The organism is Synechococcus sp. OH30, assembly GCF_047462175.1.
Classification (GTDB): Bacteria; Cyanobacteriota; Cyanobacteriia; order Thermostichales; family Thermostichaceae; genus Thermostichus.
Genome location: NZ_JANSIP010000006.1, coordinates 115,498 through 131,487, shown reverse-complemented (window position 1 = coordinate 131,487; position 15,990 = coordinate 115,498). Strand labels below are relative to the sequence as shown.

The following is a 15,990-nucleotide window of genomic DNA, read 5'->3' as shown; positions in this document are numbered from 1 at the left end:
GGAGGGAGGCATGGGGAGCCTAACCAGCAACCTCTGGAGGCGATGGGTGGCCGCGGCCTTAGCAGCAGGCGGAGTCCTGGGCGGCGCCCTCTGGGGCTTCTACACTTCTTCCTGGGCAGAACCCGTTGAGATGGCGGCGGTGCCGCCGACATCCCTAAGCGCGACTTCTGGCGCTGCCTTTTTGCGCGCCTACAGAGCCCTCCAGGCCGGCCAAGCCCAAGCGGCCCTGGAGTCCTTGCAAGGCTTGGAAGAGAAGCTGCCAGTTCTCACCGATGAAATTTGGAAGCTCAGGGCCCAGGCCTACGAAAAGCTGGGGGATCGAGAAACTGCCCGCCAGATCTGGTGGCCCAAGATCTTGCGGGAGTACCCCCACAGTCCTGTAGCCGCCTATGCCCTGTGGGGAATGGGCCAGGTGGAGCAACTGCGACGGCAATTTCCCACTCACCCCTTGACTGCTCGCGCCCTCCAGCACTTGCTGCAGCAGCATCCCGACCGCTACGACCTGCTGCGGGATCTGGCCCAACATCACCCGCAAACCCCTGGGTTAACGCCCCTCTTGGATCGCTGGCGCCAAGCCCAGGAGGGATCCCTCACAGCCTCCGACTGGCAGATCCTGGCCGATGCCTACTGGGAGCAGCGGGAGTACGGCAAAGCCGCCCGCGCCTACAAACACGCCCCTGCCACCCCCCAAAACCTCTACCGCCAGGGCCGCAGCCACCAAATCTCGCGGGAGTTTCCCCAGGCCAGGGCCGCCTACCAAGCGCTGCTGGCGCAATTTCCCGAGGCTGCCGAGGCCTCCCTCACCCGGCGTCGCCTGGCCGAGCTGAGCGACCTGCCGACAGCCCTTCAGTTGCTCCGACAGGTAGGATCCGGCTCGGATCCAGAGGCCCCAGAGGCCCTGCTCAGCCTCAGCCAGCTTTATGACCGCAACGGCAGCCCGCAGTCGGCCCAGGCGGTGCGGCAGGCCCTTTGGGAGCGTTTCCCGGCCAGCGAAGCAGCAGCCAACGCCGCCTGGACGGTGGCTTGGCGCCAGGCGCAAGCGGGCAATCTCAGGGCAGCTATTGCTCTGGCCCAGCAGATTGGCTTGGCCCAGCAGGATACGGAAATGGGGGCGCAGCTGCTCTACTGGGCGGGCAAATGGCGGGAACGGCTGGGGGATAGGGCGGCGGCACGGCAAATCTATCACCAGGTGCTGCAGCGATTCCCTCACACCTACTACGCCTGGCGGGCGGCGGTGCAACTGGGCTGGCCAGTAGGAGATTTCTCCAGCGGCCGCCAAAGGGTTGAGGTGGACTTTCAGCCGGTGCGCCAACCGTTGCCGGCGCTCTCTGAGGCCACGCAAACTTTGCATCTCATCGGCGCCAGCCAACTGGCCTGGGAGCGCTGGCAGGGGGAAATGGCTCTGCAGCACCGGGATCCGCGCCAGATGAGCGTGGCCGAGCGCTTTGCCAGCGGCATTTTGCGCAACAACGCTGGCGAACACCTCCAGGGGATCAACCAGGTGGCTGCTTTGCGCTTTAGCGCCGAGCCTGACCCGCTGCTGCCGAGCTTGAGGCAGCGCCAGGATTTCTGGCAGGCTGTCTACCCGCTGCACTACTACGCCAGCCCAGAGAACACGTGGGAGGGGGATCCCTATGCCCGGCCTGGGCTGGCCTACTGGTCGCGGCAATTTAACCTCAATCCCTTGATGGTGGCGGCCTTGATCCGCCAGGAATCCCGCTTTGAGCCGGAGATTGTCTCCGCCTCGGGAGCGCTGGGCTTGATGCAGGTGATGCCTGCCACCGGCCGCTGGATTGCCCAGAAGCTTGGCCTAGCCCAGTACCGCCTCACCAACCCTGCCGACAACCTGCGCCTGGGATGCTGGTACTTTGACTACACCCACCGCTCCTATCAAGACAACACCCTGCTGGCCCTGGCCAGCTACAACGGCGGGCCTGGCAATGTGGCCAGATGGCTAAGCCGCTTCGGCTTTGAGGATCCCGATGAGTTTGTGGAGCAAATCCCCCTTGCCGAAACCCGTGGCTATGTCAAGTCTGTCTTTGGCAACTACTGGAACTACTGGCAGCTCTACACCCAAGAGGGGCGCACCTTGGTCAGCCAGCGCCTCCGTCAGCGTCCCAGCTAACCAACTCCCTCGACTGCGGCTAGGACCGGTGCCGAGAAGAGGTCAGCCGTTCTCCCAGTAATTGCAGCGAGTAGGCTGCCAGCCCCAAGCCCACCATGACGAACATGAAGGCCACTAGAGTAACGGATCCCACCAACAAGTAGCGCACCCAAAGGCTGATCCCCCGTGCCAGGGCTCCACTTTCTAGATCTACAGGCGGCAACTTGGCCAGCATCGAAAGCAGCAACTGCAGGAAGCCGTAGCCTAGGCCGGCGGCAAGGGCAGCCCCCCAGAGAGCGCTGAGGGGATGGGGGGATCCAGGTGAGGAGGAAGACATGGGGCAACACCGGACAACTCACCCCTATTGTAGGCTGCGGGTACAATTAGGAGAGCCTGTAACCAGTAACCGCAATGGAAAGGGGGCTAGAGGGGCTATCTTACTACGAGATTTTGGGGGTTTCGAGGCTGGCAACGACAGCCGAGATTAAGCAGGCCTACCGCCGCCTGGTCAAGTACCACCATCCCGACAGCCCTCTGGCCAGAAAAGATGGGGCCAGTGCTGAGCGCATTCGCCAGATCAACGCCGCCTATGCCGTCCTCAGGGATCCCCAAGCCCGTCGCGAATACGACCGGCAACTGGGCTCCCGACAGGTCTTGCCCCGCCCTTCCCCGCCGCAGACGGTTAGCCAGGAGGCCGTCCTCCGCGCAGCCTGGGTTCGACAGGTTTACACGCCACTCAACCGGGTTTTGGGACCTCTGTTGGCTTCCCTCAAACCCCAGCTTAATGCTTTGTCCGCTGATCCCTTCGATCCAGACTTGCTGGCGGCCTTTGGCCTATACCTGGAGAAGTGCGCCCAGAAACTGGCCCAGGCGCAGCAGATCTTTCGCCGTCTTCCCAACCCTAGCAGCTTGGGGGGGGTGGCTTCCCGCCTCTACTATGCCCTCAACCACTTGGAAGATGCCCTGGAGGAACTGAGCTACTTCCCCCTAAACTTCGACGATCGCCACCTGCACACCGGGCAAGAGCTGTTTCGACGGGCGGAAGGGTTGCGTCGAGAAGCCATGGACGCCTATGCCAAGAGCTCACCCTAGCGGGATCCGCCGCTGGTAGGGGGACGGAAGGGCGACCTATGTTGGCTTGTGGGTAGAGATCCATCAGGGCGTAGATCTGGGGCGGCAACTCGGTGGAGATGGGCAGGCCCAGCTCCCGCGCTTCTTCAGCCGTAATCGGGTAGTCGTGGGTTACCCGCCCGCTGGTCAGAGCCTGGATGAGGGACTCGATGCGTTCGGGGGCAATTTTGCGCTTGGGCACCTCGTCCTTGAGCAGCTCCCGCACAAAGTTCTGTACCTGTTGCCTCGCTTTGCGGGCCAGATTTGCCAGGATCAGCGTCTGGTCGTCGATCTCGGCAATGGGTTTTTCCGCCACCACCTGTAAAATGCTGGCGGCAGCGTAGCCCCCTATCTGCGGATCGACCGGCCCTAGGACAGCATTGACATCCATGACAATTTCATCGGCAGCCAGGGCCAGCATCGTCCCCCCCGACATGGCGTAGTGGGGCACAAATACCGTCACCTTGGCCGGAATAAGGGCGCGGGCAATTTGTTCAGTAGCCAGCACCAGGCCGCCAGGGGTGTGCAGAATTCAATCGGGGTGTTGGGCGGAGTGAGGCGGATTGCCCGCAGCACCTGCTCTGAGTCCTCGATGCTGATGTAGCGGGAAACTGGGTGATCGACTCCTGCCGGTGGATAAGCAGAATCACCCGGCTGCCTCGCTTTTGCTCCAACTCCCGAATGGCTAGAAAGCGCCGCAACTCTTGGACATGACGGTTCAGCAAAGGTTGCAAAGAGCTGAAGATTAAAAAAATCCAAAAGAGGCTGCCCCAGTCCCCTTTCCACCTCCTCCCGCTAGCATTATCAAGAGCATAGCGAGCCTCGGCCTTACCTCTGACGAACCTCAGGGATCAGCCTCAGAGGGAGCAAACCAGCGATCCAGAGCCTGTAGAAGATCGGGAACCGCAGTCTGCGCGATCCAAGCCTGGATGTAGGCCCGTTGCTCCGCCAAGTTCTCAAGGCGGCCCAGCTTTTGCATGGCGGCGAGGCGACTCTCTGCCTCGGTGCGGTTGATTTGTAGATCCAGCCGTTGGTCGGGGGTGAGGGGATACTCTGTCTGGGCCAACAGGTGGTCGGCCACCATCATCAATAGCAAAGGTCCCGCCACTTCCACCTGAGGCTCGGTTTCCCCCTCAACCTCGGTGGCGCCCAGAGCCCCCCAATCTTCGAGATCTTGAGCCAGATCCTGGCCCAGTTGCAGCAGCTCCTCCGTCGAGACAGCCTGCAGCGCCGTCTCAGCAGCCGTCCGCAGCGGCTCTGGGGAAACTTTGTGGTGAGCGGATAACTCTGCCAGGGCCTGTTCCCATTGCTCCCGTTGGGCTTGCAACGCCGCTTTCTCTTCCGGAGAAAAATCCAGCCGCTCCAGCAACACCTGCAAAGCCACAGCTGCCACCAACAGCGGCGGGAAGCGCAGCAGGGTAGAGGCAGATCCCACCTGGTCCAGGAAAGCCTCCACGTCGGGGCCAGACCCCCTGTCCAGCAAGTCCTGCAGGTAGGCCAGCACCTGCGGCAGCGGGGTCAATCTCAAGATCCCTCGCACCTGGGCTTGCAACTCAGCCGGGATCCCAAGGGCTTGCAGTTGGGCTTCGGCTTGCGCTCGCGCCTCGGCAACCAGTTCTGGCAGATCTGCTGGGGCCTGCCCAGCCTCTACCCAGGCTTGGCTGGAGTCCTGCAGCAAGCTGGCTGCCTCAACAAACAGCAGCAACTGAGGGATCCGCAGCGTGGGCAAGACCATCTCAATCGGCCTCTTCGCCAAGCTGGGGAAGAGATGGCGCCGCGGCTGACTCGCGCGGGGTAACTGCAGGGGCGGGCTTGTGCCAGTGCAGGCCAATCAGTGCGTCGTAGACAAAGCTCCAAAACTCACCCTTTCGCCAGATGCCCAGCGTTTGGTGGCAGTTGCGCGCATCCAACTCCGGCTTAGCCACCCAGTAGGCCGCCTGATACTTGTACCAAGGAACCGAGGGCCAGAGGTGGTGAATGAGATGGTAGTTCTGTCCCAACAGGAGAATGTTGGCTAGCCGGCTAGGGTAGACCCTAGCGTTGTACCACCGCTCTTGAGATTGAAAGGGGCGATGGGGCAGGTAGTCGAAAAACAAGCCCAACAGAAACCCCATGAGAAAGGCGGGGGGCAGCCAGTAGTTCATGATGTAGTCGGTGTAGCCAAAGTGGAAGGCCAGCGCAAACGTTAAGACCACCACCAGTCGACTGAGAGCCCACTCCAGCAGATCCCAGCGGCCTTTGCGCCAGAGCTGCCGCTTGAAGAAAAACACCTCGTGGTAGAAGAAGCGCGGCGCAATTAGCCACAGTGGCCCCCCCGTGGAGACGTAGTGATCCGGATCGTTTTCAGGATGGTTGACGTGGGCATGGTGCTGCATGTGCACCCGCTTAAAGACAGGGTAGACAAAGCCCTGCAACAGAGCAGAGCCATGTCCCATAGCCTCGTTCAGCCAGCGGTTGCGGTGGGCGGAGCCGTGGGAGGCATCGTGGATTACTGTGCCCAGCACGTAGAGGGCAACAAAGTTAAGCCAGAACACCAGCCAGTGGGGCCAATGCCAAAAGGCATACCCGCAAAAGCAGGCAGCTGAGAGCGCCACCGAGCCCAAAAACATCAGCAGGGTGGGATTCCAAAATTCCGGCGGCGGCCCCAGCAGCTCACGGGGTAAGGTGAAAGGCCCGGAGTTCAGTTGCGAAGTCGCAGCAGCAGTCATCGGCAGCCATCCTTAGGTGTGCACAGCGCAGACGACGGGGATGGTTGAAGACAACCCCTCGAAGTCATCACACCAAACGGGAGCGATAAGCTTTGTTAACTTTCGTTAGTATACGGCACAGATCTGCCCAGCTTGTCCCCCCAGGTCGGATTTCCTTGCCAACTCTAGCTGCAGCCGACAGGGATCCCCCTGCCCAGGAGGTGAGGGCTGCTGTGAGGTTTTGTTGCAGCTTCTGTTGCAATTCATGTGCAGATCGGGGGGGATCCCCTTAAGCACTGCAGAGTGAGGATAATCTAGGGGTCGGTTAAGCTGAGCCGAGGAGGAAAACCATGCTACCCGTTGTTGCCCCGTTGGCCATGACTGCTCACACTAGCCCCTGGTCGCCGCTGAGTGCGGTGATCATTCTGCTCTGCACGGGCTTGGCTTACCTAAGCTTCAAGTCCTCTTCGGGAGTTGCTTCAGAAACTGGACCGGTGCTGGGGATGACTTGGCCAGAAGTACTGGGGGTGGCCAGCTTTGGTCATCTGCTAGGCGTGGGGGTAATCTTGGGCCTCTCCAACATGGGAGTTCTCTAAGTTACATTTCTTGACCTTGGCCAAGATCCGGAGCCAGAAGTGTTAAACTCTCTGTCAACTCAGATACTCTGAGCAAACTTAGTTTCTCTCGCCCCACTTCCTTACTTGCTGAGGGTTGGTGTCATGCCTGCAATGATGCTCCTCCTGGCTGCTTTGCCAGAAGGATATGAGTTGTTCGACCCACTGATTGATATTTTGCCGGTTATCCCAGTTTTGTTTTTCCTGCTGGCCTTTGTCTGGCAGGCGGCGGTGGGCTTTAAGTAAAGCCCTGGTTATCCGGGATCGGTAATTCTCGGCTGCTCCAATGCTGTTGCTTGCCCCTCTTGCGCTGGCAGGGGGGCTTAACGGGCCTTCAAGGGGGCTAGAGATCGCGGTCAAGGACACCGGTAATCCAGAGCACTCCTGCTAAGCAGACGAAGTGGGCAAAAGTAACGTTGATATTGGCAGCTAGCAGTAGTACACCCGTTACCTGGTTGGCCTGGGTGCGGGAAAAAATGCGTGCCAACAGCTCGCCTACCTGGGCCTCCATGCCAATCAAAGCTAGGAAAGCGCCAATTAGGCTGATGTAGGTAACCAACTGCAATTGCTGGGGCAGATTCAATTGGCCCAGGGCATCAGCAGAAGCCGAACGGCGCTCTGCGTGCAGTAAGTAGCGCCAGTTAAAGAAGAGACCGGCCGCTAAGGTAAGCAGGGTAAGCAGAGTAAACCAGAAGGCAATAATGGCCCCCAGCGAGTCATCTCGATAGACGGTATTTTGGCCGATTAAAAAACCTAGCCACAGCAGCAGGGCTGTCGCTCCCAAAATGGCCTGAAACCAAAACCCAAAGCGGCGCGTCAAGCGCAAGCGAGACCGCATGCGCTCAACTGTTGCCCCTCCTAGCGGCGACCTGGGCTCGTTCATTCCTTTTAACTCCGCTCTCTAAGGCCAAACACCGATCTTCGCTTCCAGCCTACCCCCATCCTCTGTCCGCCGTCACATCTGCAGGGCTCCAAGGCTAGGGCTTGGGGCTGGGATCCTCGCTTTGCAGACGCAGAATTTCCGCCTCGATGCGCTGTTTGAGCTCTTTTCCTTCCTCAGAGCGAATCCACAAGGTGATGCGGTTGTACTCCGACACGCTCATGCCATGGCGGGTGATGATCTCGGTGGCGGTGCGAATGAACTCCCGCCGGATTTGATCCTTGGTGGCTGGATCGTCGGTAACCCGAGAGCGCTGCTGGGCCTCCTGCCGGTGGGGCTCCATCTCTAGGACAATGCGGGCATACTTAGTAACCTGGTCATCGGTCAGAGCTAGGGAGGGGGCAGGGGTTTGGGCTAGAGCAAGGGAAACCCCCACCAGCGGGATCCAGGTACAAGCCCAGATCAAGCCCACCAGCCCTTTTTGAGCCACGCTTGACATCGAGAATGCCGTCCACTCTCTCCGACCTGCTGGATCAACCACTGCTACTGACTCCCCACCCAATTCCCCTGTTGCCGGTGTCTCTGGGACCTTCTCCTATGTAGCTTTTGCTTGCGCCCTGCTTCAAGCCACCCCGGCACCTACTCCCTTTGACCCAAAAGTGGCCTTGAGGTTCCTGCTCCAGCCTTGAACAGCCCAGAAAGGGTTGGCCTCTGGGATAATGGGGGTAGATTGCTGGTGGTTGCCTTTATGAACTTGGAACGTCGCCCGGTTTTCCCTTTCACGGCCATCGTTGGTCAGGAAGAAATGAAGCTGGCCCTGCTCCTCAATGTCATCGATCCCCGCATCGGCGGCGTGCTGATCATGGGGGATCGGGGCACGGGCAAATCCACCACCATCCGCGCCTTGGCCGATCTCCTGCCCCAGATTGAGGTCGTCAAGGGGGATCCCTTCAACAGCCACCCGCGGCAGCGAGACCTCATGAGTGATCAGGTGTGGGAGCGCCTGCAGGCGGGAGAAACCCTAGAAACCACCTGGATCCAGGTGCCGATGGTGGATCTGCCCTTGGGGGCCACGGAAGACCGGGTCTGCGGCACGCTGGATATCGAGCGAGCCCTCTCCCAGGGGGTGAAGGCCTTTGAGCCGGGGCTGTTGGCTAAGGCCAACCGGGGCATCCTCTACGTGGACGAGGTGAATCTCTTAGACGACCACCTGGTGGACGTGCTGCTGGATGCAGCGGCCTCTGGCTGGAACACAGTTGAGCGGGAAGGCATTTCCATTCGCCACCCGGCCCGCTTTGTGCTGGTGGGATCCGGCAACCCCGAGGAAGGGGAGCTGCGCCCCCAACTTTTGGATCGCTTCGGCATGTTTGTCCGCATCGAGACGGTGCGGGATCCGGCCCTGCGGGTACAGATTGTCGAAGAGCGCAGCCAGTTCGACGCCGATCCCCAGGCCTTCCTAGCCAAATACGCCGACGCCCAGCAGCGCCTGCGGCAGCGCCTTGAAAATGCCCAACACCTCTTGCCGCAGGTGGTGCTTGATCCTGAATTGCGCCTGAAGATTTCCGGGGTGTGTGCGGCGCTGGAAATAGACGGGCTGCGGGGAGATATCGTTACCAACCGGGCGGCCAAGGCTCTGGCAGCTCTGGAAGGGCGTACTGAAGTGACTGTTGCCGATATTCGCCGGGTCATCACCTTGTGTCTGCGCCACCGCCTGCGTAAGGATCCTCTGGAAACCATCGACTCCGGCTACAAGGTTGAGAAGGCCTTTAGCGAGGTGTTTCAGGTAAGCCTGGAAAGCGCCGCCTAGCTGAAACCACTCCCAGCCCCTCTCCCTGAGGGAGAGGGAAGTTAGGCAAACAGAGTTTCTAGTTTGTCGGCAATGGCGGCAACCCAGGCCCGCTCCTGGCGGCTAAAGCTGCGAGGGGTGTCGCTGCCCAAGAGGAGACATCCCTTTTGGCCAATGGGCTGGCAGAGAACTGCCTGGGAGCCGGGAGGCAACAGGCCTTCGAACTCGGCCCGGGCTGGGAAAAATCTCAGATCCCCCAAATAGACCGGCTGCCCCGTCTCCAATACCTGCTGCAGGGTGCCTTGGGGGCGGATGGCAGGCAACTGGCCAGGGTTAGCCAGAATCCCCCGCTGCAATAGGGTGCGCCCTCCCACCCAGATCACTACTGTGCGGGCAGCCGTGGTGCTAAGGAGGGTGTGGGAGGCCCAGGCCAGCTCCAGTTTTTCCCTCTCGGAAAGATCCGGATCCCAGTCGCAGCCTGGACTTCCCTGTAGGGGGGCTGCTTGCGGAGGACGGGGCTGGATCTGCTGCCACAAAAGGCCAGTTAGGATCAAAATAGCGCTGAGGAGGATCCCCAAGGCATCGGAGCGAGCCTGGCTGGCCAGGAGCTCCGGCGTAAACGCCAGCCGGTTAATGACCAGAAGGGTGCTGCCCAAAAGGCCTGCCAGCAACGGCAGCCGCCTCAGCCAGCGGTTGGGATCTTGCCTCGATTTAACCCTCAAAGCAGGCAGGGGTATTTGAGCGCTAAGTCCAGTCTAGAGCAACCCAAGGCATTAGAGGCGGCTCCAGATGCCAAGGCGCTCTTGGCGAGCTTTCTTTTCCAAGCCGCGGAAGTAGCTGTCATATTTGATGTTGGGACTGTAGGGGAGGATGCGGGCTAGGCCATTGCGTACGAGTAGAGCGTTCATCTGCTGGCCCTCCAGCCAGACGTAGGCCTCCACCGGGCCGGTGGCATCGACGTTGCGCAGCAGCTTATCCCCCTCCAGCTTGACCGTGCGGCGGAGGATGCGCTCGCGCATCAGCTCAATAGCTTGCTGGTAAAAGGGATCCTCCTCCGGGCTGAGGCCCTGGATCCCGGCCAAGCGGACCAGGCGCAGTTTCTGCTCCCCCTCGATTTGCACCACCAGCGTGTTGCCATTCACCACCCTCACCACCACTGCCGCGGGGTAGCGATCGAAATAGTGGTTGTCGAAGTAGAAGGGGGTATCAGGCACCACTCGCCGCTCCCCCGATCCGTGGCCAGGAAGGATGGGCAGGGCCAGGAGCCATCCCAACACCGCCGAGCCAAAAGCAATACGCCGGAACCTCATCTTCTCCCCCTAGGGATCCCCTTCTCCCCTAGGGCGTAATGGTAGCGGCAACTCCCTGGAAGACAACCCCTTGCAAGGGCTCCAATGGCCAGTTTTGGAGATTATGAACGAGGGTTCTGGGCGAGCAACTCCCGATCCAGGGGCAGAGGGGCAACCGGCTGGGTGAGAGTAAACTGGCCGCTGACAATCCACTGTTTAAGGATCTCGGCAACTTGCATTGAGCGGCGCAGGCTGGCCAGGGGAGCAGTGCGCACCTTGCGGCCATTGAGGACAATGTAGCCAGATTTAAGCTGGGCATAGCTCACCAGGCCAAAGGTAGGCCGCACTCGCCGGGGGATAGAAAAGTCAATCACCGGCGCTACTAGTTCCTCATCCCGGATAGCAATGGGCTCCAGATCGCGGGGGGAAAGGATGGGGATGGGGATCCCCACCCCTAACATCAAGCTGGGGCCGTAGTTGCGGAAGTAGCAGCCCCGCACCCACTCGGCTTGCATCTGTTTGGCGTCGCCAATGAGGGCCAAGGTGGCTGCAGGGCCGATGGGGGTTTGGTTGGGCAGCCGTTTTTGCAGCGGGAAGTGTTGGGTGCCTTCCCAAGCTACATAGCCGATGCCCCCTCCTAGGAAGATGCGGCTGCCAATCCCCACCCGGCGCAAGAGGGGATCATTGAGCAGAGGGCAAAGCTCACCAGGATTGGAATAGACGGCATTGCCCAGGTTGGGTTCCAACAGGCCCAAATAGGTGTACAGGGGCCGATCGCCACCGTTGACGCCAACAATGAAGTTTTGGTAGGCGTTGCGGGGGTTGAACAGGTAGAACTGGTTGAGCTGATCCCGTGTCAGAGTGGTCTCGTAGTCGGCGCGGGGATAGCAGTCGGTTACCTGGCCGATGGCCCGCAGGTGCACCCGCTTGCCGGCCACCAGATCGGCGATGACGTGGCCGCCCCCATAGGGGTGCTCGGCTTGCTCACTGGGCTGGGCCGCCCCAATGTAGAGATCGACAGCCCCAAAGCCGGCATAGGCTGGCACCCCGTTTAACCAGGCCTGGCGAATCTTAATGGGCGGATCCGTATGGCCCAGGTTGAGGATCGCCCCCGACGACTCCATTGGCTCAAAGGTACCGGTGGTTACCACATCCACCTGCTCAAAGGCCTCCTCAAGGCTAAGGGTGGTCAGCTTGGCTTTCGCTTCCAGAGCCGTCCACACCCGCACCTGCCCTTGGACAATGCGCCGATTAATTTCCGCCAGCGTTCTCTCCATTGCCTCCCAAAAAATGGCGACCAATAGTCCGGGTAGACTCCTGCCAGCTGAGAAGCTAGGGTAGCTTGGACCACTCAGTACCCCTTCAGGGCTAGGTTGGGCGTTTGCAAGGCGGCTTCTACTCGCTGCACCTGGGTTTTGAAGCTGCCATCCGGCTCCAGCCATATCTGTCGCAGGGCTGGAGGGATCACCTCCAGAGCAAACTGAGCGCTCTTGGGGAGAAATTGCACACAGGTGGAGGGGCAGGCAAAGTAATCAACCCCCTGGCGGCGGCAGTGCAGCTCTTGATGAATGTGGCCAAAGAGCACCAGGCGGATGTGGTCGAACTCGTCCAAGACCTCAAACAACCGCTCCGGCTGCTGGAGCGCACTCTGATCCAGCCAATCGGAACCTACCGAAAAAGGGGGGTGGTGCAGGGCTAGGAGCACATGGTAGTGATTGGCGCGGCTGCGCTGTAGCTCTTGTCGGAGCCAAAGCAAGGTGCGATCTGTCAGGTAGCCGCTATCTTTGCCTGGCACCAGCGAGTTCAGTAAAATGAAGCTCCAGTTCTCGCGACTGAAACTTTTCTCGGCGTGGAGCCGCCCGCCCTGGAGCTCTAGGTTCATGGTGTGTAGGCGATCGTGGTTCCCCGCCAGCCAGTAGGTATCAATGGGAAGAGCCTGGAGATGCTCTCGCAAACGGGCGTAGGCGGCGGCGCTGCCATCTTGGGCAAGATCCCCGGTAAGCAGCAGCAGATCGGGCAAGGGATCCAAGGCGGCAATTGCCTTCTGCACCTCTAGAAAAGAGCTCTCTGTGTCCACCCCCAGCAGCTGCCGATGTGGTTTGGCAAATAGATGTAGGTCGCTAATCTGAACCACGTAAACCGTCATGGGAGCAGCTGAAGAGAGTCGGGATCCCCTTTGACCGTTCTAGCACCAGATTCTTGGCGGGCTAAAAATCTAGCTCTAGCCTACCCAAAGCCCCTCTGTTCAACTTTAGGAAACAGTCAGAGAATGGCCCACCTTCCTAAAGGCAGCTTGCACCTGCGGCCAGCGGGATTCTTGGGTGGAGGCCGTTAGCGTGTAGAGGCGGTGGTGGCGCACAGTTACCGTCACTACCTCGTGGCGAAGCTGGGATCCGATATTGGTTTGGTACTCAAACAGGTAGTAGGGCTGCCCTTGCCGCTCAAAGGCCTCGGCTGCCAAGAGCTGGGTTGAGCGACCCGATCCCTCAGGGGCAATGATCTTCTCCGCCACCAACTGCCCCACCTCCTCTGGGCCCCCCAGCTCCGCAATCGTCTCTCCCTTGTCAAAGGGAGCAATCATTAGGCTGATGTTTTCGGTCTCGTATACCAGGTCGCGCAGGAGCACTGCCAGCCCTTTCCCAGGGCTGAGCTTCACGCTCACCATGCCATTGGGGTAGGCAAAGGCAAAAGCTCCGCTGGGATCCCGGTAGACTCGCAGGTTGGGGCTTGCTGAGCAGGCACCCATTATCAAGCTAAGGCAAAGCCCCAGCAGCAACACCACCTTGGAAAGCTGCCGGCCCACTAGGGTCAAATGCCCCTCTTTCGCTGCTGCCATGCCGAGATCCTCCGCTTGTGTTAGCCACCTCCATCATCGTGGCATGCTGTTGCACCTGCTAGCGCATAGGGTGCAGGCTGCAATGGCTTACGCCACGCTCTGGGAATAGTCCCTCCCCAAGCCGCCACAGCATGCCCCACGGGTCCTATACAGTCAAGACCACTCTACCCCATCTTTGTGGGGGTGTCTGCATCCCGACCCTGACCCCCTTCCCTACCGTTATCTGGGAAAGCAGCAGCCATTTGGCGGGATCCGTTTTGGTAGTGGCGGGAGCGCAGTACCAGCACATCGGAAAGCTGGCGCAGCTGATTTTGAACCTGGGCAAGCTGCTGGGCGTCGCGGACATCAATGCAGAGGTCAATGGAGGCAGTGCGATTGGCAAAGGTTTGCACCTTGGCATTGCGCACATTGATGCCTTGATCGGAAAGGCGGGAGAGAATATCCCGCAGTACGCCAACCCGGTCGATGACCTCCAGGCGCAGCTCTACAGGGTAAGTCTGGGTACTCTGCCGCAATCGCTCCTCGTTCCAGCGCACCGGCACCAGCCGCTCACCCGGAACCTGAGCCACCCGCGGGCAATCGCGATGATGAATGGTGATGCCCTTGAAGCGGGTAACCACGCCCAGGATGGGATCCCCTGGGAGCGGGTTGCAGCATTTGGCTAATTGATGTTTCAGGCCCTCTACCCCTAGGATAAGGGATTGGGATCGGCGGGAAGCTCCAGCTCCATTGTCCCGCGGCAGCAGCAGCTTGGCGTCTGCCAAAGATCCCTCCTCGGGTGGGGGGGAAGTAGCTGGCTTGCTTGCCTCCTGCAGCCGATGGATTACCTGCGTGGGGGTTACCTCTCCATAGCCCAGCGCCGCCAGCAAATCCTCCACGCTGCTGTAGTTGAGCTTCTCGGCAACCTTTTGCATCCGCTCCGATTTAAGCAGGGCCTCGAACCCTGTTTTGCCCAGCTCCCGCTCCAGCAACTGTCGACCGCGGGCAATATTCTGCTCGCGATTGGAGCGCTTAAACCATTGGCGAATGCGATTGCGAGCCGAGCTGGTAGCTACAAAATTAATCCAGTCTAGGCTAGGGTGGGCATTCTTGTGGGTGATAATCTGCACGATGTCGCCATTGCGCAGGCGGGTATCCAGCGGCACGATCTTGTTGTTTACCCGCGCTCCGGCGCAGTGATCCCCAATTTCGGAGTGAATGCGATAGGCAAAATCTATCGGGCAGGATCCCTGGGGTAAGGCCAGCAAATCCCCCTTAGGAGTGAAGACGTAAACCTCGCTCTCAAACAGGTTCTCGCGAATAGTCTCCAGGTATTCTTTGTCATCTTTGAGGTCGTTTTGCCACTCCAAGAGTTGCCGCAGCCAGGTAAAGCGCTCCTCCTCAGGCTTTACGGGGGTGCTGCCAGCTTCCTTGTACTTCCAGTGGGCGGCAATGCCGTACTCGGCCACGCGGTGCATTTCTTCAGTACGGATCTGCACCTCCACCGGTCGCCCTTGCAGACCAATCACGGTCGTGTGCAAAGATTGATAGCGGTTGGGTTTGGGCAGGCCGATATAGTCCTTAAAGCGGCCGGGAATGGGACGGAAGCAGTTGTGGACAACCGCCAGCACCCGGTAGCACTCGCTTACAGTCTGCACAATGACCCGCACCGCCAGGAGATCATAGATTTCGTGGAATTCCTTGCGCTGCTGCTGCATCTTGCGGTAGATGCCATACAGATGCTTGGGCCGCCCACTAATCTCAAAGTGCTCTAGCCCCGCCTGAACGAGGTGCTTGCGCAGCTCTTCAATAAACGCTTGGATCTCTGCTTCCCGCTCGCTGCGCTTGGCGTTGACCAGCTCTTGGATCTGGCGATAGGCTTCGTGGTCCAGGTACTTAAAGGCCAAGTCCTCCAGTTCCCACTTAAAGTGCCAGATCCCCAGCCGGTTGGCTAGAGGCGCAAAGATCTCCATGGTTTCAGCTGCAATCTGCTTTTGCTTGTGGGGGGGCAGATATTGCAGCGTGCGCATGTTGTGCAAGCGGTCCGCCAGCTTGACCACGATGACCCGAATGTCTTTGGCCATGGCCACAAACATGCGGCGGAAGTTTTCCGCTTGCTGCTCGGTTTTGCTGGAGAAATTAAACTTAGAAAGCTTGGTTACCCCCTCCACCAGCAGGCGAACCTCAGGGCCAAATTCGGCCTCTAGGGCCTCCAGGGTAACGCCTGTATCTTCCACAACATCGTGCAGAAGGCCAGCAGCTACAGTAACGGCATCGCCCCCCAGCTCCCGCAGCAGGCTGGCCACGGCCACTGGGTGGGTGATGTAGGGATCCCCCGATTTCCGCTTTTGGCCCTTGTGCAAGCAGTAGGCAAACTCGAAGGCCCGGCGCAGCAAATCTGCCTCTTCGGCCGTGTAGGATCGCAGCCCATCGCCGAGATCTTCAGCGCCTGAAAGCAAAGCCCGCAGCCATCCCGGCACCTCAAAATCAAGGCTACTTAGGTCAAAGCCTCCTTCTAAACTGGTGGCCACAGCAGGCTGACCCATGGGAACCTGACAAGAAGGATGGTTTAACTGCTACCTATAGTATCGATCACCGAAGTTCCTTACAGCTTATCCTCGACCTGGCTGCAGGCAGGTTAAGGGAAAAAGCTGCGAAAAAATGCAGCAAAGACGGGCCGTTGATGCTAAGCCCGCCCCTAAGTG

General features: G+C 59.8%; 16 protein-coding genes and 1 pseudogene. 5 read left to right on the top strand and 12 right to left on the bottom strand.

The features are described 5' to 3' along the window. Window positions 1-10: 10 nt before the first annotated feature. Window positions 11-2,125 (top strand): transglycosylase SLT domain-containing protein, encoded by a 2,115-nt coding sequence (locus NW830_RS08560; protein WP_414361599.1) that lies wholly within the window; start codon window positions 11-13, stop codon window positions 2,123-2,125. 19 nt (window positions 2,126-2,144) lie between these two features. Here NW830_RS08560 and NW830_RS08555 read toward each other — a convergent pair whose 3' ends face one another. Then, entirely contained in the window at window positions 2,145-2,441 is a 297-nt protein-coding gene (locus tag NW830_RS08555; protein ID WP_414361601.1) for a DUF3082 domain-containing protein, read from the bottom strand. Window positions 2,442-2,515: 74 nt separating this feature from the next. On the opposite strand from NW830_RS08555, the gene NW830_RS08550 reads away from it, so the two are divergent. Further along, window positions 2,516-3,196 carry a J domain-containing protein gene (locus tag NW830_RS08550; RefSeq protein ID WP_414361602.1) on the top strand — a complete coding sequence of 227 codons (681 nt, stop codon included), beginning with the start codon at window positions 2,516-2,518 and terminating at the stop codon, window positions 3,194-3,196. 82 nt (window positions 3,197-3,278) lie between these two features. On the opposite strand, the pseudogene NW830_RS08545 reads toward NW830_RS08550, so the two are convergent. The 3 genes and pseudogenes from NW830_RS08545 to NW830_RS08535 form a co-directional block, all read right to left on the bottom strand. Next, window positions 3,279-3,939, bottom strand: a pseudogene (locus NW830_RS08545) (SDH family Clp fold serine proteinase); the annotation flags it as partial. Window positions 3,940-4,058: 119 nt separating this feature from the next. Then, complete coding sequence (locus NW830_RS08540) at window positions 4,059-4,949, bottom strand: hypothetical protein (RefSeq protein ID WP_414361604.1); 891 nt, start codon at window positions 4,947-4,949, stop codon at window positions 4,059-4,061. Window position 4,950: 1 nt separating this feature from the next. After that, window positions 4,951-5,922, bottom strand: coding sequence for a fatty acid desaturase (locus tag NW830_RS08535; protein WP_414361606.1), 972 nt, complete (start codon window positions 5,920-5,922; stop codon window positions 4,951-4,953). Between the two features lie 329 nt (window positions 5,923-6,251). Here NW830_RS08535 and psaK point away from each other — a divergent pair, with 329 nt between their 5' ends. Both psaK and NW830_RS08525 read left to right on the top strand, forming a co-directional pair. Continuing rightward, on the top strand, window positions 6,252-6,497 hold the full coding sequence (psaK, locus tag NW830_RS08530) for a photosystem I reaction center subunit PsaK (RefSeq protein ID WP_414361607.1): 246 nt from the start codon (window positions 6,252-6,254) through the stop codon (window positions 6,495-6,497). 132 nt (window positions 6,498-6,629) lie between these two features. After that, window positions 6,630-6,761, top strand: a complete 132-nt coding sequence (locus NW830_RS08525) for a photosystem II reaction center protein K (protein WP_414361810.1) — start codon at window positions 6,630-6,632, stop codon at window positions 6,759-6,761. A 97-nt stretch (window positions 6,762-6,858) separates the two neighbouring features. On the opposite strand, the gene NW830_RS08520 is transcribed toward NW830_RS08525, so the two are convergent. Next, entirely contained in the window at window positions 6,859-7,353 is a 495-nt protein-coding gene (locus tag NW830_RS08520; protein WP_414361609.1) for a DUF3611 family protein, read from the bottom strand. 139 nt (window positions 7,354-7,492) lie between these two features. Continuing rightward, window positions 7,493-7,894, bottom strand: coding sequence for a DUF4168 domain-containing protein (locus tag NW830_RS08515; RefSeq protein WP_414361610.1), 402 nt, complete (start codon window positions 7,892-7,894; stop codon window positions 7,493-7,495). Window positions 7,895-8,143: 249 nt separating this feature from the next. Here NW830_RS08515 and bchI point away from each other — a divergent pair, with 249 nt between their 5' ends. Beyond that, on the top strand, window positions 8,144-9,202 hold the full coding sequence (gene bchI, locus NW830_RS08510) for a magnesium chelatase ATPase subunit I (RefSeq protein ID WP_414361612.1): 1,059 nt from the start codon (window positions 8,144-8,146) through the stop codon (window positions 9,200-9,202). A gap of 41 nt (window positions 9,203-9,243) precedes the next feature. On the opposite strand, the gene NW830_RS08505 is transcribed toward bchI, so the two are convergent. The 6 genes from NW830_RS08505 to NW830_RS08480 all read right to left on the bottom strand — a co-directional run bounded on the left by NW830_RS08505 (window position 9,244) and on the right by NW830_RS08480 (window position 15,831). After that, window positions 9,244-9,852, bottom strand: coding sequence for a cofactor assembly of complex C subunit B (locus tag NW830_RS08505; RefSeq protein ID WP_414404666.1), 609 nt, complete (start codon window positions 9,850-9,852; stop codon window positions 9,244-9,246). Between the two features lie 102 nt (window positions 9,853-9,954). Further along, entirely contained in the window at window positions 9,955-10,491 is a 537-nt protein-coding gene (locus NW830_RS08500; RefSeq protein ID WP_414361616.1) for a thermonuclease family protein, read from the bottom strand. Between the two features lie 101 nt (window positions 10,492-10,592). Next, a complete protein-coding gene (locus NW830_RS08495) occupies window positions 10,593-11,747 on the bottom strand; it encodes a homocysteine biosynthesis protein (RefSeq protein WP_414361618.1) in 1,155 nt (384 codons plus the stop codon). Between the two features lie 74 nt (window positions 11,748-11,821). Further along, window positions 11,822-12,616, bottom strand: a complete 795-nt coding sequence (gene cpdA, locus NW830_RS08490; RefSeq protein ID WP_414361620.1) for a 3',5'-cyclic-AMP phosphodiesterase — start codon at window positions 12,614-12,616, stop codon at window positions 11,822-11,824. Between the two features lie 105 nt (window positions 12,617-12,721). Beyond that, window positions 12,722-13,306 carry a photosystem II reaction center PsbP gene (gene psbP, locus NW830_RS08485; RefSeq protein ID WP_414361622.1) on the bottom strand — a complete coding sequence of 195 codons (585 nt, stop codon included), beginning with the start codon at window positions 13,304-13,306 and terminating at the stop codon, window positions 12,722-12,724. A gap of 164 nt (window positions 13,307-13,470) precedes the next feature. Continuing rightward, window positions 13,471-15,831: a RelA/SpoT family protein gene (locus NW830_RS08480; protein WP_414361624.1), complete on the bottom strand. Its 2,361-nt coding sequence runs from the start codon at window positions 15,829-15,831 to the stop codon at window positions 13,471-13,473. Between the last annotated feature and the right edge of the window lie 159 nt (window positions 15,832-15,990).